This is a genomic window from Neisseria canis, from assembly GCF_900636765.1.
Lineage (GTDB): Bacteria > Pseudomonadota > Gammaproteobacteria > Burkholderiales > Neisseriaceae > Neisseria > Neisseria canis.
In genome coordinates, this window is sequence record NZ_LR134313.1 from 423492 (window position 1) to 448894 (window position 25403).

The 25403-nt window shown below is 50.6% G+C and carries 30 protein-coding genes and 1 tRNA gene; 16 read left to right on the forward strand and 15 right to left on the reverse strand.

Annotated features, from left to right (window positions below):
* Nucleotides 1-101: 101 nt before the first annotated feature.
* From waaA to tmk, 8 genes are all read right to left on the reverse strand, one after another.
* Nucleotides 102-1373 (reverse strand): lipid IV(A) 3-deoxy-D-manno-octulosonic acid transferase, encoded by a 1272-nt coding sequence (gene waaA, locus EL143_RS02000; RefSeq protein ID WP_085415517.1) that lies wholly within the window; start codon nucleotides 1371-1373, stop codon nucleotides 102-104.
* Nucleotides 1374-1502: 129 nt separating this feature from the next.
* A complete protein-coding gene (locus EL143_RS02005) occupies nucleotides 1503-2234 on the reverse strand; it encodes a LytR/AlgR family response regulator transcription factor (RefSeq protein WP_085415459.1) in 732 nt (243 codons plus the stop codon).
* Nucleotides 2235-2519: 285 nt separating this feature from the next.
* Nucleotides 2520-2596 (reverse strand) — tRNA-Met (locus EL143_RS02010).
* 207 nt (nucleotides 2597-2803) lie between these two features.
* Nucleotides 2804-3595: a TatD family hydrolase gene (locus tag EL143_RS02015; protein WP_085415460.1), complete on the reverse strand. Its 792-nt coding sequence runs from the start codon at nucleotides 3593-3595 to the stop codon at nucleotides 2804-2806.
* A gap of 8 nt (nucleotides 3596-3603) precedes the next feature.
* On the reverse strand, nucleotides 3604-3879 hold the full coding sequence (locus EL143_RS02020) for a DUF3079 domain-containing protein (protein WP_085415461.1): 276 nt from the start codon (nucleotides 3877-3879) through the stop codon (nucleotides 3604-3606).
* A 72-nt stretch (nucleotides 3880-3951) separates the two neighbouring features.
* A complete protein-coding gene (locus EL143_RS02025; RefSeq protein WP_085415462.1) occupies nucleotides 3952-4305 on the reverse strand; it encodes a PilZ domain-containing protein in 354 nt (117 codons plus the stop codon).
* Nucleotides 4306-4322: 17 nt separating this feature from the next.
* Nucleotides 4323-5300, reverse strand: coding sequence for a DNA polymerase III subunit delta' (locus EL143_RS02030; RefSeq protein WP_085415463.1), 978 nt, complete (start codon nucleotides 5298-5300; stop codon nucleotides 4323-4325).
* A gap of 32 nt (nucleotides 5301-5332) precedes the next feature.
* Complete coding sequence (gene tmk, locus EL143_RS02035) at nucleotides 5333-5950, reverse strand: dTMP kinase (protein ID WP_085415464.1); 618 nt, start codon at nucleotides 5948-5950, stop codon at nucleotides 5333-5335.
* On the opposite strand from tmk, the gene EL143_RS02040 reads away from it, so the two are divergent.
* Together EL143_RS02040 and sodC are read left to right on the forward strand one after the other, a co-directional pair.
* Nucleotides 5949-6182 carry a hypothetical protein gene (locus EL143_RS02040; RefSeq protein ID WP_085415465.1) on the forward strand — a complete coding sequence of 78 codons (234 nt, stop codon included), beginning with the start codon at nucleotides 5949-5951 and terminating at the stop codon, nucleotides 6180-6182. The genes tmk and EL143_RS02040 overlap by 2 nt on opposite strands.
* Before the next feature lie 10 nt (nucleotides 6183-6192).
* Nucleotides 6193-6717 carry a superoxide dismutase family protein gene (sodC, locus tag EL143_RS02045; protein ID WP_085415466.1) on the forward strand — a complete coding sequence of 175 codons (525 nt, stop codon included), beginning with the start codon at nucleotides 6193-6195 and terminating at the stop codon, nucleotides 6715-6717.
* Between the two features lie 74 nt (nucleotides 6718-6791).
* Here the strand turns inward: sodC and EL143_RS02050 are convergent, their stop codons facing one another.
* Nucleotides 6792-7424 carry an esterase/lipase family protein gene (locus EL143_RS02050; RefSeq protein ID WP_085415467.1) on the reverse strand — a complete coding sequence of 211 codons (633 nt, stop codon included), beginning with the start codon at nucleotides 7422-7424 and terminating at the stop codon, nucleotides 6792-6794.
* Between the two features lie 478 nt (nucleotides 7425-7902).
* Here EL143_RS02050 and EL143_RS02055 point away from each other — a divergent pair, with 478 nt between their 5' ends.
* Nucleotides 7903-8976 carry a zinc-dependent alcohol dehydrogenase family protein gene (locus tag EL143_RS02055; RefSeq protein ID WP_197719629.1) on the forward strand — a complete coding sequence of 358 codons (1074 nt, stop codon included), beginning with the start codon at nucleotides 7903-7905 and terminating at the stop codon, nucleotides 8974-8976.
* 269 nt (nucleotides 8977-9245) lie between these two features.
* On the opposite strand, the gene EL143_RS02060 is transcribed toward EL143_RS02055, so the two are convergent.
* Nucleotides 9246-10034, reverse strand: coding sequence for an inositol monophosphatase family protein (locus EL143_RS02060; RefSeq protein WP_085415469.1), 789 nt, complete (start codon nucleotides 10032-10034; stop codon nucleotides 9246-9248).
* 70 nt (nucleotides 10035-10104) lie between these two features.
* Here EL143_RS02060 and EL143_RS02065 point away from each other — a divergent pair, with 70 nt between their 5' ends.
* A complete protein-coding gene (locus tag EL143_RS02065; RefSeq protein WP_085415470.1) occupies nucleotides 10105-10833 on the forward strand; it encodes a 16S rRNA (uracil(1498)-N(3))-methyltransferase in 729 nt (242 codons plus the stop codon).
* Nucleotides 10834-10943: 110 nt separating this feature from the next.
* On the opposite strand, the gene EL143_RS02070 is transcribed toward EL143_RS02065, so the two are convergent.
* The gene (locus tag EL143_RS02070; RefSeq protein WP_085415471.1) at nucleotides 10944-11495 is read right to left on the reverse strand and encodes an NAD(P)H-dependent oxidoreductase; all 552 of its coding nucleotides are present in this window, start codon (nucleotides 11493-11495) and stop codon (nucleotides 10944-10946) included.
* Between the two features lie 50 nt (nucleotides 11496-11545).
* Entirely contained in the window at nucleotides 11546-11923 is a 378-nt protein-coding gene (locus EL143_RS02075) for a nuclear transport factor 2 family protein (protein ID WP_085415472.1), read from the reverse strand.
* Nucleotides 11924-12025: 102 nt separating this feature from the next.
* Between EL143_RS02075 and EL143_RS02080 the strand changes: the two genes are divergently transcribed.
* The 4 genes from EL143_RS02080 to rpmG all read left to right on the forward strand — a co-directional run bounded on the left by EL143_RS02080 (nucleotide 12026) and on the right by rpmG (nucleotide 14995).
* Nucleotides 12026-12376: a winged helix-turn-helix transcriptional regulator gene (locus EL143_RS02080; protein ID WP_085415473.1), complete on the forward strand. Its 351-nt coding sequence runs from the start codon at nucleotides 12026-12028 to the stop codon at nucleotides 12374-12376.
* Between the two features lie 79 nt (nucleotides 12377-12455).
* Complete coding sequence (gene speA, locus EL143_RS02085; protein WP_085415474.1) at nucleotides 12456-14354, forward strand: arginine decarboxylase; 1899 nt, start codon at nucleotides 12456-12458, stop codon at nucleotides 14352-14354.
* A 227-nt stretch (nucleotides 14355-14581) separates the two neighbouring features.
* The gene (rpmB, locus tag EL143_RS02090) at nucleotides 14582-14815 is read left to right on the forward strand and encodes a 50S ribosomal protein L28 (RefSeq protein WP_085415475.1); all 234 of its coding nucleotides are present in this window, start codon (nucleotides 14582-14584) and stop codon (nucleotides 14813-14815) included.
* A 24-nt stretch (nucleotides 14816-14839) separates the two neighbouring features.
* Nucleotides 14840-14995, forward strand: a complete 156-nt coding sequence (rpmG, locus tag EL143_RS02095) for a 50S ribosomal protein L33 (protein WP_085415476.1) — start codon at nucleotides 14840-14842, stop codon at nucleotides 14993-14995.
* A 459-nt stretch (nucleotides 14996-15454) separates the two neighbouring features.
* On the opposite strand, the gene tsf is transcribed toward rpmG, so the two are convergent.
* The 3 genes from tsf to EL143_RS02110 all read right to left on the reverse strand — a co-directional run bounded on the left by tsf (nucleotide 15455) and on the right by EL143_RS02110 (nucleotide 17545).
* Nucleotides 15455-16309 carry a translation elongation factor Ts gene (tsf, locus tag EL143_RS02100; protein WP_085415477.1) on the reverse strand — a complete coding sequence of 285 codons (855 nt, stop codon included), beginning with the start codon at nucleotides 16307-16309 and terminating at the stop codon, nucleotides 15455-15457.
* Nucleotides 16310-16465: 156 nt separating this feature from the next.
* Nucleotides 16466-17194, reverse strand: coding sequence for a 30S ribosomal protein S2 (gene rpsB, locus EL143_RS02105; RefSeq protein WP_085415478.1), 729 nt, complete (start codon nucleotides 17192-17194; stop codon nucleotides 16466-16468).
* 147 nt (nucleotides 17195-17341) lie between these two features.
* Nucleotides 17342-17545, reverse strand: a complete 204-nt coding sequence (locus EL143_RS02110) for a hypothetical protein (RefSeq protein WP_085415479.1) — start codon at nucleotides 17543-17545, stop codon at nucleotides 17342-17344.
* A 249-nt stretch (nucleotides 17546-17794) separates the two neighbouring features.
* Here EL143_RS02110 and EL143_RS02115 point away from each other — a divergent pair, with 249 nt between their 5' ends.
* From EL143_RS02115 to EL143_RS02145, 8 genes are all read left to right on the forward strand, one after another.
* Nucleotides 17795-18325, forward strand: a complete 531-nt coding sequence (locus EL143_RS02115; protein WP_085415480.1) for an inorganic diphosphatase — start codon at nucleotides 17795-17797, stop codon at nucleotides 18323-18325.
* 3 nt (nucleotides 18326-18328) lie between these two features.
* A complete protein-coding gene (locus EL143_RS12200; RefSeq protein ID WP_158087806.1) occupies nucleotides 18329-18481 on the forward strand; it encodes a hypothetical protein in 153 nt (50 codons plus the stop codon).
* Nucleotides 18482-18531: 50 nt separating this feature from the next.
* The gene (fba, locus tag EL143_RS02120) at nucleotides 18532-19596 is read left to right on the forward strand and encodes a class II fructose-bisphosphate aldolase (RefSeq protein WP_085415481.1); all 1065 of its coding nucleotides are present in this window, start codon (nucleotides 18532-18534) and stop codon (nucleotides 19594-19596) included.
* 140 nt (nucleotides 19597-19736) lie between these two features.
* On the forward strand, nucleotides 19737-20249 hold the full coding sequence (locus tag EL143_RS02125; protein WP_085415482.1) for a hypothetical protein: 513 nt from the start codon (nucleotides 19737-19739) through the stop codon (nucleotides 20247-20249).
* A gap of 137 nt (nucleotides 20250-20386) precedes the next feature.
* The gene (locus tag EL143_RS02130; RefSeq protein WP_085415483.1) at nucleotides 20387-20761 is read left to right on the forward strand and encodes a hypothetical protein; all 375 of its coding nucleotides are present in this window, start codon (nucleotides 20387-20389) and stop codon (nucleotides 20759-20761) included.
* Between the two features lie 70 nt (nucleotides 20762-20831).
* The gene (gene map / locus EL143_RS02135) at nucleotides 20832-21608 is read left to right on the forward strand and encodes a type I methionyl aminopeptidase (protein ID WP_085415484.1); all 777 of its coding nucleotides are present in this window, start codon (nucleotides 20832-20834) and stop codon (nucleotides 21606-21608) included.
* A gap of 322 nt (nucleotides 21609-21930) precedes the next feature.
* Nucleotides 21931-22221, forward strand: a complete 291-nt coding sequence (locus tag EL143_RS02140) for a helix-turn-helix domain-containing protein (RefSeq protein WP_085415486.1) — start codon at nucleotides 21931-21933, stop codon at nucleotides 22219-22221.
* Between the two features lie 170 nt (nucleotides 22222-22391).
* Nucleotides 22392-25220, forward strand: coding sequence for a valine--tRNA ligase (locus EL143_RS02145; RefSeq protein WP_085415487.1), 2829 nt, complete (start codon nucleotides 22392-22394; stop codon nucleotides 25218-25220).
* Nucleotides 25221-25403: the final 183 nt, after the last annotated feature.

Sequence of the window (25403 nt, forward strand, 5' to 3'; positions counted from 1 at the left end):
CACTCAAAATGCCTGTCTGAAACATTGAGCCACACAACCGAACCCTTCATGCGGATTCAAATTTTTCAGACAGGCATACATTATCCCGTTCTATCAATTCACTATCTGATTTGCCGCCTCACCGATTCGGCAATCAAGTCTGCCATTTTGCTGCTGGCGCCTTTGTGTCTGCCCACAAAAGCCTCGGCCGCATCGGCATAGCTCTTGCGCTCTTCCTCATTCAGCAGCCAGCGGCTGACCACGGCATACCACTCCTGCGCGCTGAACACCTGTTTGGCCGCGCCCGCCGCTTCCGCACCTTTGCAGGTGTCGGCAAAATTATAAATAGAGGCGCCGAATAAAGTGGGCACTTTGCAGGCAATCGGTTCGATAATATTCTGGCAGCCCGCATCCACCAAGCTACCGCCCACAAATGCTACGTCGGCGCACAGATAATAAGCAAACATCTCACCCATACTGTCGCCCACCCACACCTGCGTATCCGGCGCCACCGGCTGCCCGTCGCTGCGTTTTTGCGTTTTAAACCCCAATGAGCGCGCGGTTTCATACACTTCGTCAAACCGCTCGGGATGGCGCGGCACCAACACCAAAAGCGCATCACCATGATAATTTTGCCATGCCTTGAGCAGCATTTCCGCTTCGTTCTGCTCTTTATAAACACGCGTGCTGCCGCACACCACGACCGGCCGCTCCCCGATACGCGCCTTAAAGGCCGCCGCCGTTTGCCTGGCCGAAGGCGGCGGCGCAATATCGTATTTTGAATTGCCGCACACATGCACATTGGATGCACCGATTAAATGCAGCCGCTCTGCATCGGCCGCCGTTTGCGCATAACAACCGCTGAGCGTCTGCATGGCAGGTTCAACCAGCGAGCGGATTTTCAAATAACCGCGCTGTGATTTTTCAGACAGGCGTGCGTTTGCCAAAAACAAAGGCACATTGGCTTTGGCACACTCATGCATCAGATTCGGCCAGATTTCGGTTTCCATCAAAATGCCGAAACACGGCTTGTGTTCTTTCAAAAACTGCCGGATATAGGCCGGTTTGTCGTAAGGCAGATAACGGCACTGCGCATCCGGCAGCAATTTCTGTGCGGTCTCGCGGCCGGTGGGCGTCATCTGCGTCATCAAAATCGGCAAATCGGGAAAATGCTTGCGCAAAACCTGCAAAAGCGGCTCCGCCGCCCTGGTTTCCCCCACCGACACGGCATGCACCCACACCGCGCCTTTGAGCGGCTTAATATAAGGTTCGCCGAAACGCTCGCCCCAATGCGCCAAATAAGCAGCATTCTTCTGCCCCCGCTTTTTCAAATAGCGGCGGATAAAAAACGGGGCAATGTCCCACAGGCGTGTATAAAAACTTCTGATATTCATAAGCGCAGGCATAATCGCACACAACAGCTTGTTATTGTACCCTTTAATCCACAATCATTCATCGCAATTTCAAACAAAATGCCTGTCTGAAAACACTTTCAGACAGGCATTCCATTGCAAACCTACCAATCAGCCGTTATCGCGCAGAATACGGCGTATCGCAGAAAGCTGGCGGCGGCTGATGGGCAGCGGATCGGGAATATCCAAAACCTGCGCACCCCAGCTTGCATTGCCTTCATCATCGTCATCATCCAAACGGATCAGGCAGTCGAGCGTGTGGCGGAACACCAGCGCATTGCGGTGCACGCGGATAACCTTGTCGCCCAACACCTCTTCCCAATGCACCAGCGTTTTCGGCAAATCATAGCTTTTACCGTCGCCCGTAAACAAAAACACCGTTTTGTGTTCGGCCAACAAATAACGCGCCTGCTGCCACGGAATTTCCACCATGCGGTCGCGGCTGAACACTTTGAAATGGGTAAAGCCGCCACCCTCTTCTTCTTCCTTCTCACTCACACGCGCCAAAGCCGTTTGCAGGCGGCTGAGCTTGATCGGTTTGAGCAGATAATCCGCCACCGCCAATTCAAAGGCACGCAAAGCATGCTCTTCATAAGCCGTGGTAAAAATCACACTGGGTTGCTTTTTCGCAATGCGCTTAATCCGTTCGGCAAACTCCAAGCCGTCCATTTCAGGCAAACCGATATCGGCAAAAACAATATCCACCTCATGCACGCTCAACCATTCCAAAGCGGGTTGGGCATGATGGAATGTTTTCAGTAATACGACCTGACATTCCTCAAGCAACACACGCAAACGCTCTGCTGCCAAAATTTCATCTTCTACAATAATCGCGCTGGGCATAATATTCTTATTTGGTTGTTAGTCGGAATAATAATATCGTACCGCGGGAAACTACGGATATCAATATTTAATTGGTTATCATTATATCTGCATCAGATATTTTTTAAGATGTAAGACACAGCACAGCTTGCTGAATATGTAAGCATTTTACGCGACAATTACCGCCATAACTAAAACTTTGCAAGAAGATAAAACTTATTTGACTTAAATCAAATTTAATACCCACCAAACGGCACTTCAAGCGCCAAAGAAAAAGCCCTGCGGTTTGCAGGGCTTTTTGAAATCTGGTTGCGGGGGCAGGATTCGAACCTACGACCTTCGGGTTATGAGCCCGACGAGCTACCATGCTGCTCCACCCCGCGTCTGAAGAATGTAACTATATTCCTTAACCATAACCGTGTCAACCCCCAGCTAAAAAATTAAGTGCTGAAGTAGATTCGGCCCCATATTCAAGCAGTTTTCTTTACAGAATCTTCTTTAACTTACAGTGAGTTTCTTCATTTTGGCAACCTATCATGACTGCTAATCTACTTCAGCCCCTAAAGAATAACCACAGCAATAAGGTTAATCTAGATTAGCATCTGTGCTTCATTGAATTTGGGAACTTTATCGAACAAGCGGTAAAAATTGGCCGTGGTTGCTGTGGCGATGTTTTCCAATGTGTCGCCGCGCAGCTGTGCCAGAAATTCGGCGGTGTGGCGGACGTAAGCCGGTTCGTTGGGTTTGCCGCGTTTGGGCACGGGGGCGAGGAACGGGGCGTCGGTTTCGACCAAAATGCGGTCTAGCGGCGTGTAGCGGGCGGCTTCTTGAATCAGCGGCGCGTTTTTGAATGTGACGATACCGGAGAATGAAATGTAAAAACCCAAATCCAGCGCGAGTTTGGCAACGCGCACGTCTTCGGTAAAGCAATGGATCACGCCGGCATGCGCTTGATGGGTTTTGAGCATGGACATGGTGTCGTCTGCGGCATCTCGGGTATGCACAATCAGCGGCAGGCGGCTTTGGTTGGCTGCTTCGATGTGTTCGGCAAACCGCCGGTGCTGCCAGGCTAAATCGCCTTTGCACCAATGGTAATCCAAGCCGGTTTCGCCTATGCCGACCACTTTGGGGTGGCGGGCGTGTTCGAGCAATTCGGCGAGGGTGAATTCTTCGGTATCGGGATCATCGGGGTGGATGCCGACGGTGGCGTAAATCTGCGGGTGCTGCTCGGCTATGGCTAAGATTTCGGCAAAGCTTTTTTTGCTGACGCCGATGGCGAGTGCTTGCTTGACTTGGTTGTCGGCCATATTGGCCAATACTTCGGGCAGACGGTCGGCCAGTCCTTCGAAATTGAGGTGGCAATGTGAGTCGATCAGTTGCATGGTGTGTTTCAGGTGGTTTTTTTTGAGGTGAGCGGTAATTTGATATGCGGTTTTTTAGGTTTGGTTTCGGAGGCGGACTTCAGCCCCAGCTCGATTTGCTGCGCTTCGCTCAGCAGGTTGCTCCAGTCGCCGTTTTTATACCAGTCGGCGCCGTCGAGCTCCATCGGGTGCTGTATGCGTTCGCAGCCGTTGCCGCACTGTAAATCGCTGCCTTTGCAGTATTTGTCGCAGCCCCAGCAAATCCGTTCGGGGTTTTTTGGGTGGATGGGAAACTTTTTAGCCATGGTGTTTCACCGGATGTCGGTCGGGCTAATGCCTGTCTGAAAACATAAAAGCGGGCATTGGCCCGCTGCGGTTTACAGGGTGTAAGTGGGGCGTTCGCTGCGCAATACGTTGCCCAGCATGTTTTCGATTTTGTTGCGTACGGCAATGCTGATTTCGTCTGAATCGAATGCCAGGCCGATACCTTTGGGGCGGTTGGCCGAAGTGCGGGCAGGGTTGATCCATGCGACTTGGGTGCGCAGGAATTTTTTGTCGCCGTCTTCGCCCAGCTCGATGGCAAGCAGCACTTCGTCGCCCAGCTTGAAGGCGTCTTCGGAGGGCACGAATACACCGCCGAATTCTAAAAACGGCATGTAGCTGTTATACAGCATGGCTTTGTCTTTAAGCTGCAAAGACATCATTTTGCCGGGTAAATTGGTAAGATTCATAAGGTTTTCCTTGGTAATTATTTGTTTTGTCTGAATGAAAGATACTCGGTCAGTAAAAATTCAAGCTGCATTTTAACACTCAAGGTGTGGTGGCCGTAAGGGCTGATGCGGTTTAAAGTGTCGGTGAGCCTGAATAGTGTGGCGGGATTGGTTGTTTGGGCGATGTCGGCCAGTTCTGCTGCGTAATCGGGAAAGTAGAGCGGTGCGATTTTTTGTTGTGCCAAACCGATATCCAGCAGCCATTTTTGCAGCCAGTCGGTAAACACGGCCAGCGGCCATTTTTTTTTGTCGAATGCGGCGGCGTAATCGAGTATGGCCAAAAGCCTTGGGCTGGCAAGCAGGGTGCATAATTCTTCGCGCATTTCGTCTTGCTCCGCATCGTGCGGGAACAACGGTGCGCCGCTGTGAAATGCCAGTAAAGCGGCGGCATTTACGGTTTCGGTGCGGTTTAGATAGGCGAGCGCCTCTTCGCGGTTTGGCGCCGGCAAAACCATTTGGCGGCAGCGGCTTTTGATGGTGGGCAGGAGCTTGTCGCGGTTGTGGCTGATTAGCAGAAACACGACATCGGCAGGCGGCTCTTCGAGGATTTTTAAAAGCCCGTTGGCCGCTTGCAGGTTCATGCTTTCGGCGGGATGAATCAATACAACGCGCAACCCGCCGCGCACGGATGTGAGCTGCACTTGGGAAATCAGTTCGCGCACTGCGTCGATTTTGATTTGCAGCAGTTTGCGGCCCACGGCTTCGCCTTCGGGGATTTCGGGCGTCAGTTCGTAAAAATCGGGATGGCTGTTTTGGCTGAACAGGTGGCAGGAAGGGCAGCTGCCGCAAGGCTCGTGCGACTCGGCAGGCGATTCGCACAACAGCGCTTGCGCCAAATGGCGGGCAAATGCGGTTTTGCCGGTATTTTCTTTGCCGTTGAACAGCCAAGCGTTGGGGCGGGTGTGCCAATGTTCGGCGATTTGCTGCCAAGCGGCGGTGTGCCAAGGGTAAATCATGGGCGGGCTTCCTGTTTCAGACAGGCATTATGTTAACTGAAATGGCCGGCTAGCGTTGCTTCGATATCGGCCTGCACTTCGCTGCGGGCGCGGTTGCTGTCGATAACGGCGTAGCGGTGCGGCGCAGCGGCGGCACGTTGCAGATAAGATTGGCGCACGCGGGTAAAGAAATCGGCTGCTTCCTGTTCGAAGCGGTCTTTTTCGCGCGTTTCGGCCAAGCGGCTCATGGACACTTCGAGCGGCACGTCAAGCAGAATGGTTAAATCGGGGCGCAGGCTGCCCTGTACCCAGTTTTCCAGCGTTTCGATGTCGGCCTGCGGCACGCCACGCCCACCGCCCTGATAGGCAAACGTGGCGTCGGTGAAGCGGTCGGACACAACGTGAATGCCTTTTTGCAAAGCGGGCAGAATCACGTCTTCGATATGCTGGCAGCGGGCGGCAAACATCATCAGCGTTTCAGTCCGCAATCCGGCTCGGGTGGCCGGGTTGAGCAGAATTTCGCGCAAAGCTTCGCCAACCGGCGTGCCGCCCGGTTCGCGGGTAAACAAAACGGGCAGCCGGCGGGCTTCAAACCAGTTTTTGATTACTGCCAGATTGGTGGACTTGCCCGCGCCGTCGATGCCGTCGAGCGTGATAAAGCGTGCTTTCATGGTGCTGGAAATATTTAAGAAACAGACGGGTGCGTATCATACTCTATGCCATGCCTGTCTGAAAGCAGGCGTGAGAGTATTGTGTTTTCAGACAGGCATGGGCGGAGCCGGTAACGAAACTTTGGTTCCGCCCTCAGGTCTGATTAACCATCAGGCAAATGTGCCGCCTGCTTTGAAAAAATCGGATTTATCTGTTATAAAGCCGAGCCCGTTTGGGCAAACTCAGAGATAGGATATTTATTATGAAAAAAATCATTACCGCTTTATTTTTGTGCGCTGCGCCGTTTGCCGCGTTTGCGCAAAGTGAAATCGTGGTTCCGGTATCTTTGCTGGACGTGGAAAAAGGCGACAAGCCGATTGGTGAAATCCGCATCACCCAAAGCAAACACGGCGCCGTGTTTACACCCAAGCTGGAAGGTTTGAACCCCGGTATTTACGGCTTCCACGTTCATGAAAAACCCAGCTGCGCGCCGGGCGAGAAAGACGGCAAGAAAGTGGCGGGCTTGGCCGCCGGCGGACACTGGGACCCTAAAAAAACCGGCGCACACAAAGGCCCGTGGGATGACAGCGGCCACTTAGGCGACCTGCCTGCGCTGGCAGTGGATGCCAAAGGCCATGTTCAGCCTGTGGTGGCTCCGCGCATCAAAGACATCAAAACGCTGAAAGGCCGCTCGCTGATGATTCACGAAGGCGGCGACAATTACAGCGATACGCCTGCCAAACTGGGCGGCGGAGGCGGCCGTATGGCTTGCGGTGTGGTGCGTTAATCACTGAGCATTTGATGCTGAATGCCTGTCTGAAATTTTTCAGACAGGCATCACTTCAACCAGCCTGAACTTGCTCACTCACAACCATGCTGAAAGCAGCCGTGATTTAAAAAATAGGCAATCTGTTGCGCCACCGCTTTATCAGCCAACATGCCCGTGTGCGATACCGGCAATACGATATGGTCGGACAAGTTTTCGGTTTTGGTTTCTTCCAGCAAAACGGTTCCGTCATTGGTGCCCTTAAGTTCAAACACTTTCCCCAACCCCAAAGAATGGCTGCCCGCAATGCTGCCCCATTGCGCGCCCTCGGTTATTTTGGGTGCCGAGCCATCCAATGCCTCTTCATAAGCCTTGCCCAATGTAAAGGGCGCAAGCCGGTGAAGTTTGTGTGCAATCGAGCTTCCTTGATGCGGCGTGCCCAGCGTAACCACCCTGCCGCGAACCAAATCAGGGTATTCGACGGCAAAACGGCGCAGCACCAAGCCGCCCAAGCTATGCCCCACAAAATGCAGAGGCTCATCGGTTTTCGCATAATGCGCCCTTACCTGCTTGGCCAATGCCTTACAATGCGCATCAAAGTTTTGAAATACGCTGTAATAGCCGAACACGCTTGCATCGACACCTTGATTTTTCAGCAAACGCGCCAATGGCAGCATGGCCCATGCATGCATATGGATGCCGTGAAGGAGGAGAACATGTTGGGTCATCTTGAATCCCTTTAATTTACAAAAATCTGCCGTTTTACGGCTTGATACCGCATTTTATAAAACGCCCGGCCGGAAAGTAAGCGCATTGTAATCTTGATTGTGCAAGGATTTTATAACCGTTGCCATATGGTTGGAATCAGACAACGGCTGCAGCATGTTCAATTACTATTCTTCAATGCCTGTCTGAAAAAGCTTCATTCATCAGTACGCAAGCCGTGTTGGCCAATCCTCAACCCAACCACTTTGTTATAACATAACATTATGTTTTTTAAAAAGATATTTTCCAGGATTATTTGCAGCAGATTGGAAATGGTGCTTATAATGAAATCAAACTCAAAGCATCCCGATATATTCGGCACACAGCAAATTGAAAATATGTGCCGTTCGTAATGATAGCCGGCATAAGGCCGATTCCGGACGGATGCTTTAACAGTTTCGTTTCAATAACCAAGTATCGGAGGCAATTATGAGCAACACAATGAAAGCAATGGTTTATTACGGCGAAAACGATATCCGCTTTGAAGAGCGGCCGGTTCCGACCATTATCGAGCCGACCGATGCCGTAATCCGCATTACCAAAACCACGATTTGCGGCACCGATTTAGGCATATGGAAAGGCAAAAATCCGGAAATCGAAGCGGTGGCGCGCCAAAAAACCGGCGAATGGAAAGGCCGCATTCTCGGGCACGAAGGCATCGGCATTGTTGAAGAAGTCGGCTCTGCCGTCAAAAACTTCAAAAAAGGCGATAAAGTGATTGTGTCTTGCGTAAGCCGCTGCGGCTCCTGCGAAAACTGCCAGAAACAGCTTTATGCACACTGCGAAAAAGACGGCGGCTGGATTATGGGCTATATGATTGACGGCACGCAGGCCGAATTTGTGCGCACACCGTTTGCCGACAACTCGCTATACCACCTGCCCGACAGCCTGAACACCGACGTAGCCGTATTCCTGTCGGACGTATTGCCGACTTCGCACGAAATCGGCGTGCAATACGGCAATGTAAAACCGGGTGACTCCGTGGCGATTGTCGGCACCGGCCCCATCGGCATGGGCTGCCTGCTGACGGCCCAATTCTATTCTCCGGCCACCATTATCGCCATCGATATGGATGACAACCGCTTGACTATGGCCAAAGAAATGGGCGCAACCCACACCATCAACTCCTCTAAAGAAGATGCGGTTGCCAAAGTATTGGAAATTACCGGCGGCAAAGGCGTCGACTGTGCAATGGAAGCCGTGGGCATCGAACCCACTTGGGATATTTGCCAGAAAGTCGTCAAAGCCGGCGGCCATATCGCCAACGTAGGCGTGCACGGCAAATCCGTTAACTTCGAGCTGGAAAAACTGTGGATTAAAAACCTGACCATCACAACCGGCCTGGTTAATGCCAACACCACCGGCATGCTGCTGAAATCTTGCGAATCGGGCAAGCTGCCGCTGGCCAAAATGGCAACACACCATTTCAAATTCGCCGAAATGGAAAAAGCCTATGATGTGTTCAAACATGCGGCTGAAGAAAAAGCCATGAAGGTCATTATTGAAGTTGCTTAATGCCTGTCTGAAAAAAGCACCCTGCCTGCTGCGGCCGGGTGCTTTTTTCAGACAGGCATTGATTGTTGCAGACAAAAAAAACCATTCATGCAGGGAAGCGTGAATGGCCAATACATATACGGGAAAATGTCGTACTTACTTGGGTTGCAGGGAGATGAACAACCTTTGTGAGACGTTTGAGATTATAACTATGTTAATTTTAATTAAAGTTAAGTATTGCAATAATTATATTAAATAAATGTATTATTTAGTGAATCCTATAACGCGGTCTATTGGTTTTCCCTGATCCATCTCAGCCATGTTGCAAACAATTCCGGTTCGGTCGCGGCGATAACCGAACGTTTAAACACATGTTGCCCGCTCCAAAAATCATCGCCTTCCAGCGTAGCCAGCAAACCACCCGCTTCTTCAAAAATCAGCGCACCTGCCGCGTAGTCCCACAATTTTTGTCCGCCGTGCACATAAACGTCATAACGGCCGGCAGCCAGATAGCACCAATCCAAAGTGCTGCTGCCCAAGCTCCTGATGCTGCCAAACGGAGAAAGCGTATTGATGCGGCTGGAAAGCTTGCCCGAACGCAGATATTTGATTTCCACGCCCGCTATCGCGTGTTTGAGCTTTTTAGCCGACCTGCGCAACGGTAAGGGGCGGCCGTTGAGGAAAGCGCCTTTGCCCCGTTCGGCATAAAAGCATTCATCGTTTGCAGGGTTATATACCACCCCCAATTGCGCGCGCCCGTTTTCGATATAGGCTGCGGATAAAGCAAAATGGGGAATGCCGTTGATAAAATTATTGGAGCCGTCAATCGGATCAACCACCCACAAACCGGTATCCGAGTTTTCCCATAAGCGGCGCTGCTGCGATTCGGTCATTTCTTCGCCTAACATCGGGCAGTCGATAATATCGGGCAAACCGTAGGCAAAGGCCGCCTGCGAAGCGAGATCGGCCTCTGAAAACAAGCTGCCGTCTTCCTTGCGGCTCACGCTGGTGTTGAGAAAATGTGGCATCACTTCGGCACGCGCCACTTCGCGCACCAATGTTTGCAGTCGGTTTAACACGGTTTGTCCTTAAAATTTCCGGTTTGGGTATAATTGCGGGCTTATATTAACCCATTTTTTCTATAAAAACATGCCTCGTTTTTATCTTGAAGCCGAACTCTCCCCCGGCAAAACACTTGAGCTTCCCTCCGGCGTGGTGCGCCATGTGAATGTGCTGCGTTTGCGGGAAGGCGAAGAAATTGTTTTGTTTAACGGCAACGGAAAAAGCTATCCCGCCGTGTTACAGACGTTGTCGAAACGATCCGTGCAGGCTTTGGTTATGCATGAAGAAGCAGCCGATAACGAATCCCCGCTGGACATTACATTGATACAGGCCGTATCCAGCGGCGAACGCATGGATTTCACCCTGCAAAAAAGCGTGGAATTGGGCGTGAAACGGATTATTCCCGTATTAAGCGCGCGCAGTATTGTCAAATTGGACGGCGAACGTGCGGAAAAACGGGTGGCCCGCTGGCAGGAAATCGTGGTTTCCGCCTGCGAACAAAGCGGGCGCAATATCGTGCCGGAAGTATCGCCGCTGGTCGGTTTGAAGGAAATGCTGCAATGCCTGCCTGAAAGCGATGTGAAACTTTTGCTTGGACTGAATCGGGCGAGAAGCCTCAAAGAGGTGGCAACACAGCCTGACAAAATCGTGTTTATGGTAGGCCCCGAAGGCGGTTGGACGACCGAAGAAGAAGCTCTCGCTTTTGAAGCAGGGTTCCAATCGGTCTTACTGGGTAAACGCGTGCTGCGCACGGAAACCGCTGCGCTGGCAGCCATCGCGGCTATGCAGACTTTATGGGGGGATTTTGTTGGCTGATGCTTAAATGGATTCCAACATTTGTATAGTATATCCCATACCCGAAGCAAGCCTGCATATACCGATGTTTTGCTGCCATGCACATGGTTTAGCTCTGTCGGGTATTTAAATCATCTGAATATTTGCTGCAAATATTCAATATAATTTTGAGCACTACGATCAATTTTGCGCAAAGCTTCATCATCGTAAGCCGCATGGCTGTCGATGCCGTAAAAGACAAAAGGTGCTTGATAAGCGGCTTTTATATATTTGGCCGTTAACTCAAAAGGGGACAATATTTCCGGCAGCGTTATACCCCAACTCCCTTGCTGCGAATAATCTTGGGCAGAAATACCCGTCGAAACCGCCAATCCTATTTTTTTATCGCGCAATTTATTGCCGTGAACGCCATATGCCCAACCATAAGTCAATACCTCATCAAGCCACTGCTTCAATAACGGCGGGCTGTTGAACCAATAAACGGGAAACTGCAAGACAAGATTCTCATGGCATTCGACCAACTCTTGTTCGAATAATTTGTCAATGCAACGATCGGGATAACTCCGGTAAAGTTCGTGTATCGTAAATGTTTCCGGGTATTTTTCCAGCTCCCTAATCCAACGTGAGTTGACAGTTGAATGCTCAATGTCCGGATGGGCCACAATAATTAAAGTTTTTTTCATATTATATTCTCTTACTCATAGATATTCTTTTCAGACAAGCATTCTTCAAATTAAGCCATCACTACGGCATGTTCCCGAAAAACCTGCCAACGGCCTGCTTCTTGCCTGAGCATCAAAGAAAAAACGATGGTTTGCCCGCCCGCTCCCAAGTCTACATTTCGGGTAACAATCACATAGCCCGTATTACCTTGTTCGCCGACGTAATCAAACCGGGCTTCGGTGCTGAGCGCTGCCGAGCCTTCCTCCAAACGCCTGCGGAAAAATGCCATATTCTGTTCGTAATCGAACTGTGCCGTTTCTCCGTTAGGCTGCACGATAATGATGCGTAAATCAGATGTGTAATATTGCGCCAACTCGTCCAAGCGGTAGTGGCAGCCGGCATCTATCAGTTTTTTCACGGTTTGAATCAAAGGGTGGGTGAGGTTCATTTTTCTATCCTGTTGCGAATCATGCGTATCAGCATATAATCGGCTTACAGGTTTAACAAGTACGCACGTTTAGGTTAGGTACTTACCCAAAGGAGAGTGTAAATGATTAAAACACCTTGTAATCCGTTGGTTACAGATTTGGCCGACACCGGATTCGGTTACACTTTGTCGCTGATTGGCGGCAAATACAAAATGCTGATTATGTATTGGTTGCATAAAAACCCGCCGGTTATGCGTTTTAACGAGCTAAAGCGCTGCGTCGGCAGCATTTCTTTCAAAACCCTTTCCAGCACTTTGAAAGAGTTGGAAAACGACGGCTTGGTTATCCGTACCGAATATCCGCAAGTGCCGCCTAAAGTAGAATACGGCCTGTCTGAAAAAGGGCAGTCGCTGATGCCCGTATTGGACATGATGTGCCGCTGGGGCAACGAACAGAAAAACATGCCTGTCTGAAAAAGTTTTTCAGACAGGCGTCATATTGCATTACAATCACATGCTTTATGAAATACACGCTTAACAAGGAATCCGATTCATGACATGGAATGCGGCAGAGAGCGCCGGCCTTTACGGCATCCGCCACTGGGGCGACGGCTATTTTTCAGTATCCGAAGCGGGCGAGGTGATGGTGAAACCCAACCCCGAACACGGCACGGAAATCAGCCTGTATGATCTGGTGCAGCAGCTCAACGGCCGCGGGCAAGACCTGCCCATGTTGTTCCGCTTCCCCGATATTCTGCAAGACAGAGTATTCCGTTTGTGCAAAGCCTTCAACCGCTCCATCCGCAAGCTTGATTATCAGGGCAAATACACGGCGATTTACCCGATTAAGGTCAACCAGCAGGAAAGCGTGGTAAAAAACATCATCGTGCCGAAAAACGATGAAGTGTCCATCGGTTTGGAAGCCGGCTCCAAGCCCGAGCTGATGATTGTGCTCGCTTATGCGCCGAAAAACGGCATCATCGTGTGCAACGGCTATAAAGACCGCGACTTCATCCGCCTGGCATTAATCGGCCAGCGGCTGGGGCACGAAGTATTTATCGTGATTGAAAAAGAAGCCGAAGTGGATTTGGTGATTGAAGAATCAGCCAAACTCGGCATCAAAGCCAATATCGGGCTGCGCGTACGCCTTTCTTCGCTGGCCTCCAGCAAATGGGCCGACACGGGCGGCGAAAAAGGCAAATTCGGCCTTTCCGCCGCTCAGCTGATTTCTGCCGCAGAAAAGCTCAAAGCCGCCGGATTGGGCGAATGCGTAAGGTTAATGCACTTCCATATGGGTTCACAAATCGCCAACATCGGCGATTACCGCTCCAGCTTTAAAGAAGCCGTGCGCTACTTTGCCGAACTGCGCTCGTTGAGCTTGCCTGTGGATTATGTGGACGTAGGCGGCGGCTTGGGTGTGGACTATGACGGCACCCACTCGCGCAACGCCAGCTCGGTAAACTACGACATCGGCGAATATTCGCACGTGATCATTTCCATGCTGCAAGAATACTGCAACGAACACAACATTCCGCATCCCAACGTATTCAGCGAATCCGGCCGCGCCATGACCGCGCACCATGCCGTGTTGGTGATGAACGTTACCGATGTGGAACGCCTGCCAGAAGAAGTGCCGCAGATAGAAAATGTGTCCGAATTATCGTTTGCCACCCAAAAGCTGGTTACTTTGCTGGAAAAAGGCATCGACAGCGAAATGATTACCGAAACGTATTACCGCATCGGCCATTATTTAGTGGAAGTCAACGAAAATTACGTAGAGGGGCGCATAAGCCTGTCTGAAAAAGCCTTGGCCGAACAGCTGCACGCCGTATTATGCCGCAGGCTTAAGCAGAAACTTACCAGCAGCGGCCGCAGCCAACGGCAAGTGTATGACGACCTAACCGACAAACTGGCCGACAAATACTTCTGCAATTTCAGCGTGTTCCAAAGCCTGCCCGACACATGGGCCATCGGCCAAGTGCTCCCCATCATGCCGATACACCGCCTCAACGAGCAGCCGACCCGCCGTGCCGTATTGCAGGATTTAACCTGCGATTCCGACGGCAAAGTCAGCCAATATGTCGACCGCCAAAGCATCGAAACCAGCATGCCCGTTCACGCCCTGAAAGAAGGCGAACCTTATATTCTCGGCGTGTTTATGGTGGGCGCATACCAGGAAATTCTGGGCGATATGCACAACCTCTTCGGCGACACCGATTCCGTCAACGTCTATGTGCGTGAAAACGGCCAAATAGAATTTGCCGGCATGGAAGAACACGACACCATCGAAGACATGCTGCGCTATGTGCATTTGCAGCCGCAGGAAGCAATCAACAAATTTGAAGAAAAAACCCGCTGGGCAAAACTTTCCGGCAACGAACGCAACCTCTACACCGCCGAATTCTTCCGAGCCCTCAAACAAAGCAGCTACCTCAGCTTGGAAAGCGAGTAAGCCCGTGCCTGTCTGAACGCTTTTCAGACAGGCACGGCCTAAAAATAGGCAAGCAGCAGAAAATTTGTTATAATTCCGCCTCTTTCCCCTTGTGTTTGGAAAAACAACAATTTCCGGCGGTTTGGCGCCATAAAATCCTTTTTTCAGAAAACATGCTTGAATAGAAACAGGATTTTATGGTATAAATCGCGTTTTACTATTTTCATTAAGAAGTTTGGAGTCCAATCATGGCACGAGTTTGTAAAGTGACCGGTAAGCGCCCGATGAGCGGCAACAACGTGTCACACGCCAATAATAAAACCAAACGTCGTTTTTTGCCTAACTTGCAAACACGCCGTTTTTGGGTAGAAAGTGAAAACCGCTGGGTTCGTCTGCGCGTATCCAACGCAGCATTGCGCACCATCGATAAAGTAGGCATCGACGCCGTTTTGGCCGAAATGCGTGCTCGCGGCGAAGCTTAATTCAATTTTTAAAGGAATAAAGCCATGCGCGATAAAGTCAAACTGGAATCTTCTGCTGGTACTGGCCACTTCTACACCACTACCAAAAACAAACGTACTATGCCCGGCAAACTTGAGATCAAAAAATTTGATCCCGTTGCCCGCAAGCACGTTATGTACAAAGAAACCAAACTGAAATAAAACTTTAGACTGCTTTGCGATGCAAGGCACAGGTTTCGTGAAAGCTGCATTTTTAAAATGCAGCTTTTTTTATTTAAGCGAAATCACCCACACTATCAAAGTCAGCCAACCCATTCTTGCACTATCGGCTTCAACCAACTGACAAAATCCGTTCCTTGTAAACTCAAACACAACAACGCCGAAGCAAAAGCAAGCTTATGTACATAAGAATGCCTGCCTGAAAACCCTATTTCAGACAGGCATTTCAAATTCCCTGACCACACACCAGCCAGAGTCGATCAACACATTTTTCATATAACGCAGCAAGCCGAAGACAATATATAGCAATAGGAGACTGATTGTGTTGTTGCTTTAATAGTTAATCAACTTAACTTTTACTACGGTGTTGCTTGTAAAAAATATGCTTATAAAAATACCCGCACAAGGCGGGTATTTTTGCAGTTAACAATATCCAACCGCTTATACTTTAGCAGCAGCAGCCACTTCGGCAGCGTAGTCCACTTCTTTTTTCTCAATACCGTCGCCCACTTTGTAACGCACAAAGCTTACCACTTCAGCACCGTTTTCTTTCAAGAACTGAGCTACAGTTTGATCAGGGTTCATTACAAATGCTTGGCCATTCAAAGTTACTTCAGCCAAGAATTTTTTGATACGGCCTTCAACCATTTTTTCGGCGATTTCGGCAGGCTTACCTGATTCGATGGCTTGTTGAGTGTAAATACGGCGTTCTTTTTCAACAGTTTCCGCATCTACTTCGCTCTCAGAAACACATTGCGGTTTCGCGGCAACGATGTGCATACCCACTTTGCGGGCAACATCTTCAGCACCTTTAAACTCAACCAACACGCCTTCAGTAGCCAAAGCGCCGTGAATATAGGCGGTCAGATTATTAGCGGTTTCAATCACTTGGAAACGGCGTACAGACATGTTTTCGCCCAATTTAGCGATGATGGCTTTACGCTCTTCTTCAACCAAAGCGCTCAACTCTTCAACAGAAGCAGGCTTTTTCTCAACTGCAGTTTTGGCTACGAAATTGGCAAACTCCACAAAACCGGCATCTTTGGCTACGAAGTCGGTTTCACAGTTCACTTCAACCAAAGCACCTACATTGCCTTCGATGGCATATGCCAACACACCTTCAGCAGCAGTACGGCCAGCCAGTTTGCCGGCTTTGGCACCGGATTTGATGCGCAGGATTTCTTCGGCTTTTTCCATATTGCCTTCGGCTTCAACCAAAGCTTTTTTGCATTCCATCATGCCCAAGCCGGTAGCGGCACGCAGATCGGCAACCATTTTTGCGGTAATTGCAGACATTTTTGTCTCCTAAAAATTTGAAAACGCAAACACGACAGAGACCGTGTTGTCATATATTGAAAGATCCGAAGCTTGCCTGAAACCGTAAATTTTCAGACAGGCATTCTAATGCGGATAAATTAAAGGGGCATCTGCCCCTTTATACGATACTGAAGCTTAAACGGATGCAGCTTCTTGGGCAGCGGCTACGGTTTCAGCTACTGCTTGGTTTTTACCTTCCAACACAGCATCGGCAATGCCGCGGCAGTACAAGCGGATGGCTTTGGCAGAATCGTCATTGCCCGGAATAACGTGTTTCACACCGTCGGGGCTGTTATTGGTATCCACTACTGCGATAACCGGAATGCCCAACTTGGCCGCTTCCACCAAAGTACCGTGCTGATAGCCGGTGTCAATAACGAAAATCGCGTCAGGCAGACCTTTCATATCTTTGATACCGCCCAAAGAACGCTCCAGTTTTTCAACTTCGCGGGTCATATCCAACAATTCTTTTTTGTTGTAACCGCTGGCTTCGGCATTTTCCAAAACGGCTTTTTTCTCTTCCAAGCGTTTGATGGATTGCTTAACGGTTTTGTAGTTGGTCAGCATACCGCCCAACCAACGGTAGTCAACATAAGGCATACCGGCGCGGGTTGCTTCTTCACGCACGATTTCACGCGCCTGGCGTTTAGTGCCCACAAACAGGATATTGCCTTTATTAGCAGCCAAACGGCGTACCACTTCTTGTGCTTCTTGGAACAGAGGCAGGGTTTTTTCCAGGTTGATGATATGGATTTTGTTGCGTGCGCCGAAAATGTATTGCTCCATTTTCGGGTTCCAGTAGCGGGTTTGATGGCCGAAGTGAACGCCTGCTTCCAGCATTTGGCGCATGGTAATTTGAGACATTTAAATTCCTTTTCAAAGGGTTAGTTGCAAACACCGGCGCACAGAACCTGCTGGAACAGGCACCCTTCGGCGCACGGTGCGAGCGTTTCAAAAATTAAATTAAAAAGGCTTTCATCGGGAAAGCCGCGAAATTATATAGAAATCTCCTTAATCAGGCAAGGATTTATCCTGGTTATTCACTTCTTTATTCAAGCGTTTATTGCGCCTGCGCGTCATCACTACCCAAAATGTAAACAGCGTAGGCAGGATTGTCCAAAAAACCAGATAAATCAATTTTCTGGCAATATCCGGCTGCGCCAGTGAAAACATCATGGTGGTAAAAATATAGCCGATGGCGACAATGTGCCACATAGTGTGTATTTCTTTCTTCAAAAACCTATAATCAAGTTTGGGCCTGCAAGATTGGCAATATCCGGATTTTACAAGCCGTTTTCCGTCATAAACTCAAGTATCATTCTATCTTTATTTCAGCCCGCCAACAAAATCCGCTTATTTCGGCATTGCTTTTTTCAGACAGGCATTGCCTTTTTGAAAAACAGTTTTGCTATAATCGGCACTTAAATTTGTAATCCAACAACCCAAAACAAGGAATCCCCTAAAATGGCAGACTTCAACAAAATCCTTGATGCCGGCGATGTAGATGGCGGCATCATCAATGTGGTCATTGAAATTCCCGCAGGTTCCAACCACAAAATCGAATGGAACCGCAAACTGGCCGTGATGCAGCTCGACCGTGTTGAGCCGATTGCCTTCGCCAAACCCACCAACTACGGTTTTATCCCGCAAACTTTGGACGAAGACGGCGACGAGCTAGACGCACTCATCATCACCGACACCCCGCTGCCCACCGGCATTTTCATGGAAGGCAAAATCATCGGCGTGATGAAATTTGTTGACGACGGCGAAGTGGACGACAAAATCGTTGTCGTGCCTGCCGACGACCGCAACAACGGCAACGCCTACCAAACTTTAAGCGATTTGCCGCAACAGCTGATCAAACAAATCGAATTCCACTTCAACCACTACAAAGACCTGAAAAAACCGGGCACCACCCAAGTAACCAAATGGGGCGACGTGGAAGAAGCCAAAGAAGTAATCCGCGAATCACAAGCCCGCTGGAAAGCGCTGTAAACCATGCAAACGCTGCTTGATTGTCCAATCAAAGCAGCGTTTTTCATTTTCAGACAGGCATTTTCAAGCAGCCTCAAAACCCGTTTTCTGCTGATATGCGGCAGATTCAAACCGATTATCCGCAGCGGTTTATTTTTGCCCGAAACCACACTATAATCAGCGCGGACTTAATTAATTACACATGATTACAAACAGGAGATTCCACAATGGCACTTGTATCCATGCGCCAATTACTCGACCATGCAGCAGAAAACGGCTACGGTCTTCCCGCATTCAACGTAAACAACCTTGAGCAAATGCGTGCCATCATGGAAGCCGCCGACCAAACCGGCGCCCCCGTTATCGTTCAAGCCAGCGCCGGTGCGCGCAAATACGCAGGCGCTCCGTTTCTACGCCACTTAATTCTGGCTGCCGTAGAAGAATTCCCGCACATCCCCGTAGTGATGCACCAAGACCACGGCACATCGCCCGATGTGTGCCAACGCTCCATCCAATTGGGCTTTTCATCCGTGATGATGGACGGCTCCCTGATGGAAGACGGCAAAACCCCTTCCAGCTACGAATACAATGTGGATGTAACCCGCAAAGTGGTGGAATTTTCACACGCTTGCGGCGTGTCTGTCGAAGGCGAAATCGGCGTGCTGGGCAACCTGGAAACCGGTGAAGCAGGCGAAGAAGACGGCGTGGGCGCCGTGGGCAAACTTTCCCACGACCAAATGCTTACCAGCGTGGAAGACGCAACGCGCTTCGTGAAAGACACCGGTGTTGACGCGCTGGCCATCGCCATCGGTACCAGCCACGGCGCCTACAAATTCAGCCGCAAGCCCACCGGCGACGTGTTGCGTATCGACCGCATCAAAGAAATCCACGAAGCCCTGCCCAACACCCACTTGGTGATGCACGGCTCAAGCTCAGTGCCGCAAGAATGGCTGAAAATCATCAACGAACACGGCGGCGGTATCGGCGAAACCTATGGCGTACCGGTTGAAGAAATCGTGGAAGGCATCAAACACGGCGTGCGCAAAGTGAATATCGACACCGACCTGCGCCTTGCATCCACCGGCGCCATCCGCAAATTTATGGCGGAGAATCCTGCCGAATTCGACCCGCGCAAATATCTGGCCAAAACCGTAGACGCCATGAAGCAAGTGTGTATCGACCGCTATCTGGCATTCGGCTGCGAAGGTCAGGGCGCCAAGATCAAACCGATTTCGCTTGATAAAATGGCTACACGTTATGCCAAAGGCGAACTGAACCAAATCGTTAAATAAGCATCTATTATGCAGCACAATGCCTGTCTGAAACTTTTCAGACAGGCATTTAAACATAATGGCATAAAAAAGCCTTTCCATCCGGTAAATAGCAACACTATTACAATAAACATTGCCACCCCCGAACAGGAATCTTGCATATGAAAAAGTTTTTTTTCACACTCACAACAGCCCTCCTTCTCAGCGCCTGCGGCCAAAATGAAGAAAGCCCTGCCGCCTCAGCCGCGTCCAACCCAACACCACCTCCGCCCGCGGCCCCCGTATCATCCGCTTCCGACAACTGGATTACCGACAACGGCGAACACACCAACGCCCTGCCTCCGGCAGCTTCGATACCTCATGTTAACACGCCCGCCGCCTCCGCCCCGACTCCGGTTCCCGCACCACCTCCTGCCCCTGCTTCCCCGATAAACACAACGGCGGCCTCAGCAGCAACACCGCCGTCGCCCACCGGAAAAATCGCCCCGGCATGCGAAGCGCTGATTAACCGCATGAGCCGCTGCTACGACCGGCTTCCGGACGACTCGGCCGCAGAAATGAAAGCCACTTTAGACGACGTGCGCACCTCTTTGGCCGGCACTGACGGTAACGTGTGCAAAACCACGATGACGGAAGAATTCAACGGCACAGCCGCCGCACTCGGCTGCGAATAACAGCCGAAACCATGCCTGTCTGAAAACTTTCAGACAGGCATGCCACAGAGAGAACGGGCAAAGCCCGACATGATAAACAGTTAAACATTATCTTGACACCAAGCCGTTTAACGATAAAAACAAAATCAAACAACCCGATGACCACATACAGATCAATCCTGCCCGCCTTGCTGACCGCCTGCCTGCTGGCCGCCTGCAACAATACCGAGCCGCTGCAAGCCGACACCGTTTCCCACGCCGCCTCGCCGGCCGAAACCCCGCCGGAACCCCAGCCCGAAGCCAAGCCCGCAACGCCCGGGCAACTGCGTGATGCCAACGGCCTGCTGCCCGCCTGCGCAGCCTATGTACGTCAACTCGAAGCCTGCTACAACAGACTGCCCAAAGCCACCGCAGCCCCCTACCTCGAAACCTTCAAAGAAACCCGGGAAGCCTTGAAAGAAGCCGACAGCCAAGCCTGCGAAACTATGAGCCAAGATTTCAAAAAAACAATGAAAACATTAAAATGCGGCTAAGCGCAACATTGGTTTAACAAAGCAAAGTGTTATAATCTTTCCGTTTTATCCAATTATTTCAGAGAAACACATGCCCATCATCATCAAAACGCCCGAAGAAATCGAAAAAATGCGCGAACTCGGCCGCCTCGCCGCAGAAGCGCTGGATTATATCGGCCAGTTCGTCAAACCAGGCGTAACCACCAACGAGCTGGACAAACTCCTCCATGATTACCATATCGATGTACAAGGCGGCTATCCCGCCCCGCTCAACTACGGCAACCCGCCCTATCCCAAATCATGCTGCACATCGGTCAACCACGTTATCTGCCACGGCATCCCCGACGACAAACCGCTGAAAGAAGGCGACATCATCAACATCGACGTTACCATCAAAAAAGACGGCTTCCACGGCGATTCCAGCCGCATGTTCGCCGTAGGCCGGATCAGCCCGCAGGCACAGCGCCTGATTGACATTACCCACGCCAGCATGATGGCCGGCATCGAAGCCGTAAAACCCGGCGCCACTTTGGGCGACGTCGGCCACGCCTGCCAACAGGTTGCCGAAAATGCCGGTTATTCCGTGGTGCAGGAATTTTGCGGCCACGGTATCGGGCGCGGCTTTCACGAAGAGCCGCAAGTGCTGCATTACGGCAGAAAAGGACAAGGCACAGAGCTCAAACCCGGTATGATATTTACGGTCGAACCGATGATTAACCAAGGTAAACGCCATCTGCGCATCTTGGCCGACGGCTGGACGGTCGTTACCAAAGACCGTTCGCTTTCCGCGCAATGGGAGCATGAAGTTTTGGTTACCGAAACCGGTTACGAAATCCTCACCATCAGTCCGGCAACCGGCCAACCCTAGAGCTTTCCGTTCAATAAAAACGCTAAACATTACGCTGCCATATTAATCAAACCGTGGCAGCGTTTTATATTTTAATCAAACACATAATATGCAATCAGCATTATATATTTATTACCGTAAACCCGCTTTTTTGATATTGTTCCATTTCCCACACAAATTTATATGCTTTTATGTTAAGCAAACACAATTTTATTCGATTACAGTTGAAATTATTCTGCAAGCCCTTATACTGCAAATGCATAATTTGCAACATCATAAAAACGACTTTTTAAAACAATATATAAAGTTATTACCAATCACATAGGTAAAAGGAAACGTACTAATGGCTAATTTTGAAAAAATCGATAATATCCGCGATATCCGTCGCAATCTGGGCATGAACCAAGTTGATTTCTGGAGCAAACTGGGCGTAACGCAATCCGGCGGTTCACGCTACGAATCAGGCCGCAACATGCCTAAACCCGTTCGCGAACTGCTGCGCTTGGTGCACATCGAAAAAGTGGATCTGAGCAAAATCAACAGCGATGATCTGGCTGTCGCTTCCATGCTGAAAGAGCAAAACCCCGAACTTTACGAGCAACTTTTGTTGGACTCGCGCACCAAAAAATCATAATCGAAACGCAATAAAAATTCAGACAGGCATTTCAGATACCGGAATGCCTGTCTGAATTTTTTATTATCGGCTGCAACACAAACCCCAACGGATGCCCGCCTTGTCTGCACAAGGCTTGCCGCTATATAATAACCAGTTAATTTTTATTCAGAATCACAGCAGACAACATCATGCTAGACAAATACAATCCCGCCGAAATCGAAGCCAAACATTATCAAAACTGGCAGTCTCAAGGCTATTTCCAGCCTGATTTTTCCCGCACCGAATCTTTTGCCATCCAGCTTCCCCCGCCCAACGTTACCGGCACCCTGCACATGGGTCATGCCTTCAACCAAACGATTATGGACGGCCTCGCGCGCTATTACCGCATGAAAGGCCGCAACACCTGCTGGATTCCCGGTACCGACCACGCCGGTATCGCCACGCAGATTGTGGTGGAGCGGCAGTTGGCCGAGCAGGGTGTTTCGCGCCACGATTTGGGCCGCGAAGGATTTTTGGAAAAAGTGTGGGAGTGGAAAAATGTTTCCGGCGGCACGATTACCGAACAAATGCGCCGCATGGGCTGCTCTGCCGACTGGAGCCGCGAATATTTCACGATGGACAACGTGCGTGCCGAAACCGTTACCGAAGTGTTCGTGCGCCTGTTTGAGCAGGGCTTGATTTACCGCGGCAAACGCTTGGTAAACTGGGATCCCGTGCTCGGTACTGCCGTTTCCGACCTTGAAGTGGAAAGCGTGGAAGAGCAGGGCAGCATGTGGCACATCCGTTATCCGTTGGCCGACAATCCTTCAGACGGCCTCATCGTCGCCACTACCCGCCCCGAAACCTTATTGGGCGATGTGGCGGTGGCGGTGCATCCCGAAGACGAACGCTATGCCCACTTAATCGGCAAAGCACTGCTGCTGCCGTTGGCGAACCGCCGCATTCCGATTATTGCCGACGAATATGTGGAAAAAGACTTCGGCACCGGCTGCGTGAAGATTACTCCCGCGCATGATTTCAATGACTATGAAGTCGGCAAGCGCCACGATACGGCTTTAATCAACGTGTTTGATTTGGAAGCGAAAGTTTTAAGCCAAGCCGAAGTGTTCAACTACAAAGGCGAGGTTCAGACAGGCATTGTTTTGCCTGAAGCCTACGCAGGTTTGGACCGCTTCGCCGCCCGCAAGCAAATCGTCGCCGATTTGGAAGCGCAAGGTTTGTTGGTGGAAGTGAAACCGCACACCTTGATGACCCCGAAAGGCGACCGCACCGGCAGCGTGATCGAGCCGATGCTGACCAGCCAATGGTTTGTGGCGATGAACGCGAAGCCCAACGGCGGCAAACCGGCTGGCGAGTTTGCCGGCATGAGCTTGGCCGAAAAAGCCAAACACGCCGTAGATTCCGGCCAAGTGAAGTTTATCCCCGAAAATTGGGTCAACACCTACAACCAATGGATGAACAATATCCAAGACTGGTGTATTTCGCGCCAACTGTGGTGGGGCCATCAGATTCCCGCTTGGTACGATTCAGACGGCCGCGTTTACGTTGCCCGCAATCAGGAAGAGGCGGAAAAACTGGCAGGCAAAAGCGGCTTAACCCGCGACGAAGACGTGCTGGACACTTGGTTCTCGTCTGCAATGGTGCCGTTCTCCACTTTGGGCTGGCCGTCTGAAACCGAAGAATTGAAAGCCTTCTTGCCGAGCAACGTATTGGTAACCGGCTACGAAATCATCTTCTTCTGGGTGGCGCGCATGATTATGATGACCACCCACTTCACCGGCAAAGTGCCGTTTAAAGACGTGTATATCCACGGCATGGTGCGCGATCACGAAGGCAAGAAAATGTCGAAGTCCGAAGGCAACGTGATTGACCCTGTCGACTTAATCGACGGCATCGACCTCGAAAGCCTGCTGGTGAAACGCACCACCGGTCTGCGCCGCCCCGAAAAAGCGCCGCAAGTGAAAAAAGCCACCGAAAAGTTGTTCCCCGAAGGCATTCCCGTGTTCGGCACCGATGCGCTGCGCTTCACGATGGCGAGCTACGCCAGCCTCGGCCGCAGCATCAATTTCGATTTCAAACGCGCCGAAGGCTACCGCAATTTCTGTAACAAGCTGTGGAACGCCACCAATTTCGTGTTGATGAACACCGAAGAAAAAGACTGCGGCCAAGACGAAACCCTGCCGCTGGCGTACAGCTTTGTCGACCAATGGATTATCGGCCGCCTGCAACAAACCGAGGCCGCCGTTGCCGAAGCATTCGATACCTACCGCTTTGATTTGGCGGCGCAAACGCTGTATGAATTCGTGTGGAACGAGTATTGCGACTGGTATATCGAGCTGGCGAAAGTGCAACTGCAAACCGGCTGCGAATCCACCCAGCGCGCCACCCGCCGCACTTTGGTGCGCGTGTTGGAAGTGGTACTGCGCCTAATGCATCCGATTATGCCGTTCATCACCGAAGAGCTGTGGCAGGCCGTTGCGCCACTGGCAAACGCCAAGAAAACCGACAGCATCATGCTGGCCGCTTGGCCGGTTGCCGACAACGAAAAAATCGTGCCTGCCGCGTTTGAAAAAATGGCCGCACTGCAAGACTTAATCGGCGCGGTGCGCAATCTGCGCGGCGAAATGGGCTTGGCACCGAGCGTGAAAGCACCGTTGTTTGTCGAAGGCGGCAAAGATTTGGAAGCCTTGCTGAAATATGTGCCGATGATGGCGCGTTTGACCGAAGCCAAGTTGGTCGACAAACTGCCCGAAAGCGAAGATGCGCCGGTGGCCGTCTGCCAAAATGCGCGTCTGATGTTGAAAGTGGAAATCGACAAAGCCGCCGAAACCGCCCGCCTGAACAAAGAAGCCGAGAAGCTGCAAAAAGCGTTGGACAAACTCAACGCCAAACTCAGCAAACCCGGCTACACCGACAAAGCCCCTGCACATCTGGTCGAAAAAGACCGCGCGGAGCTGGCCGAGTTGGAAGACAAAATGGCGAAAGTACAAGCGCAACTGGCTAAGTTGAAAGATTAATCCGGCCTGATAAAAATGCCTGTCTGAAACCTCTTTCAGACAGGCATTTTTATCATAACAAGCAAACTTTATAAAGAACCTATTTGTCATAATAAACTTAGCCCTAATGCCGTAAGTTTTATGTTTTTCAATGCAAGACATTTCGTCTAATCTCCATAGACTGAATGTAAAAACAAGTCGCTA

Coding starts and splice junctions, on each gene's coding strand:
- rpmB (WP_085415475.1), top strand. CDS start 14,582: ATGGCACGAGTTTGTAAAGTGACCGGTAAGCGCCCGATGAGCGGCAAC.
- EL143_RS02115 (WP_085415480.1), top strand. CDS start 17,795: ATGGCAGACTTCAACAAAATCCTTGATGCCGGCGATGTAGATGGCGGC.
- rpsB (WP_085415478.1), bottom strand. CDS start 17,194: ATGTCTCAAATTACCATGCGCCAAATGCTGGAAGCAGGCGTTCACTTC.
- EL143_RS02080 (WP_085415473.1), top strand. CDS start 12,026: ATGATTAAAACACCTTGTAATCCGTTGGTTACAGATTTGGCCGACACC.
- EL143_RS02145 (WP_085415487.1), top strand. CDS start 22,392: ATGCTAGACAAATACAATCCCGCCGAAATCGAAGCCAAACATTATCAA.
- map (WP_085415484.1), top strand. CDS start 20,832: ATGCCCATCATCATCAAAACGCCCGAAGAAATCGAAAAAATGCGCGAA.
- EL143_RS02050 (WP_085415467.1), bottom strand. CDS start 7,424: ATGACCCAACATGTTCTCCTCCTTCACGGCATCCATATGCATGCATGG.
- EL143_RS02125 (WP_085415482.1), top strand. CDS start 19,737: ATGAAAAAGTTTTTTTTCACACTCACAACAGCCCTCCTTCTCAGCGCC.
- sodC (WP_085415466.1), top strand. CDS start 6,193: ATGAAAAAAATCATTACCGCTTTATTTTTGTGCGCTGCGCCGTTTGCC.
- speA (WP_085415474.1), top strand. CDS start 12,456: ATGACATGGAATGCGGCAGAGAGCGCCGGCCTTTACGGCATCCGCCAC.
- EL143_RS02030 (WP_085415463.1), bottom strand. CDS start 5,300: ATGATTTACCCTTGGCACACCGCCGCTTGGCAGCAAATCGCCGAACAT.
- EL143_RS02005 (WP_085415459.1), bottom strand. CDS start 2,234: ATGCCCAGCGCGATTATTGTAGAAGATGAAATTTTGGCAGCAGAGCGT.
- tsf (WP_085415477.1), bottom strand. CDS start 16,309: ATGTCTGCAATTACCGCAAAAATGGTTGCCGATCTGCGTGCCGCTACC.
- EL143_RS02020 (WP_085415461.1), bottom strand. CDS start 3,879: ATGGCTAAAAAGTTTCCCATCCACCCAAAAAACCCCGAACGGATTTGC.
- EL143_RS02130 (WP_085415483.1), top strand. CDS start 20,387: ATGACCACATACAGATCAATCCTGCCCGCCTTGCTGACCGCCTGCCTG.
- EL143_RS02040 (WP_085415465.1), top strand. CDS start 5,949: ATGGTGCTGGAAATATTTAAGAAACAGACGGGTGCGTATCATACTCTA.
- EL143_RS02025 (WP_085415462.1), bottom strand. CDS start 4,305: ATGAATCTTACCAATTTACCCGGCAAAATGATGTCTTTGCAGCTTAAA.
- waaA (WP_085415517.1), bottom strand. CDS start 1,373: ATGAATATCAGAAGTTTTTATACACGCCTGTGGGACATTGCCCCGTTT.
- EL143_RS02110 (WP_085415479.1), bottom strand. CDS start 17,545: ATGTGGCACATTGTCGCCATCGGCTATATTTTTACCACCATGATGTTT.
- EL143_RS02140 (WP_085415486.1), top strand. CDS start 21,931: ATGGCTAATTTTGAAAAAATCGATAATATCCGCGATATCCGTCGCAAT.
- tmk (WP_085415464.1), bottom strand. CDS start 5,950: ATGAAAGCACGCTTTATCACGCTCGACGGCATCGACGGCGCGGGCAAG.
- EL143_RS02075 (WP_085415472.1), bottom strand. CDS start 11,923: ATGAACCTCACCCACCCTTTGATTCAAACCGTGAAAAAACTGATAGAT.
- rpmG (WP_085415476.1), top strand. CDS start 14,840: ATGCGCGATAAAGTCAAACTGGAATCTTCTGCTGGTACTGGCCACTTC.
- fba (WP_085415481.1), top strand. CDS start 18,532: ATGGCACTTGTATCCATGCGCCAATTACTCGACCATGCAGCAGAAAAC.
- EL143_RS02070 (WP_085415471.1), bottom strand. CDS start 11,495: ATGAAAAAAACTTTAATTATTGTGGCCCATCCGGACATTGAGCATTCA.
- EL143_RS02055 (WP_197719629.1), top strand. CDS start 7,903: ATGAAAGCAATGGTTTATTACGGCGAAAACGATATCCGCTTTGAAGAG.
- EL143_RS02015 (WP_085415460.1), bottom strand. CDS start 3,595: ATGCAACTGATCGACTCACATTGCCACCTCAATTTCGAAGGACTGGCC.
- EL143_RS12200 (WP_158087806.1), top strand. CDS start 18,329: ATGCAAACGCTGCTTGATTGTCCAATCAAAGCAGCGTTTTTCATTTTC.
- EL143_RS02065 (WP_085415470.1), top strand. CDS start 10,105: ATGCCTCGTTTTTATCTTGAAGCCGAACTCTCCCCCGGCAAAACACTT.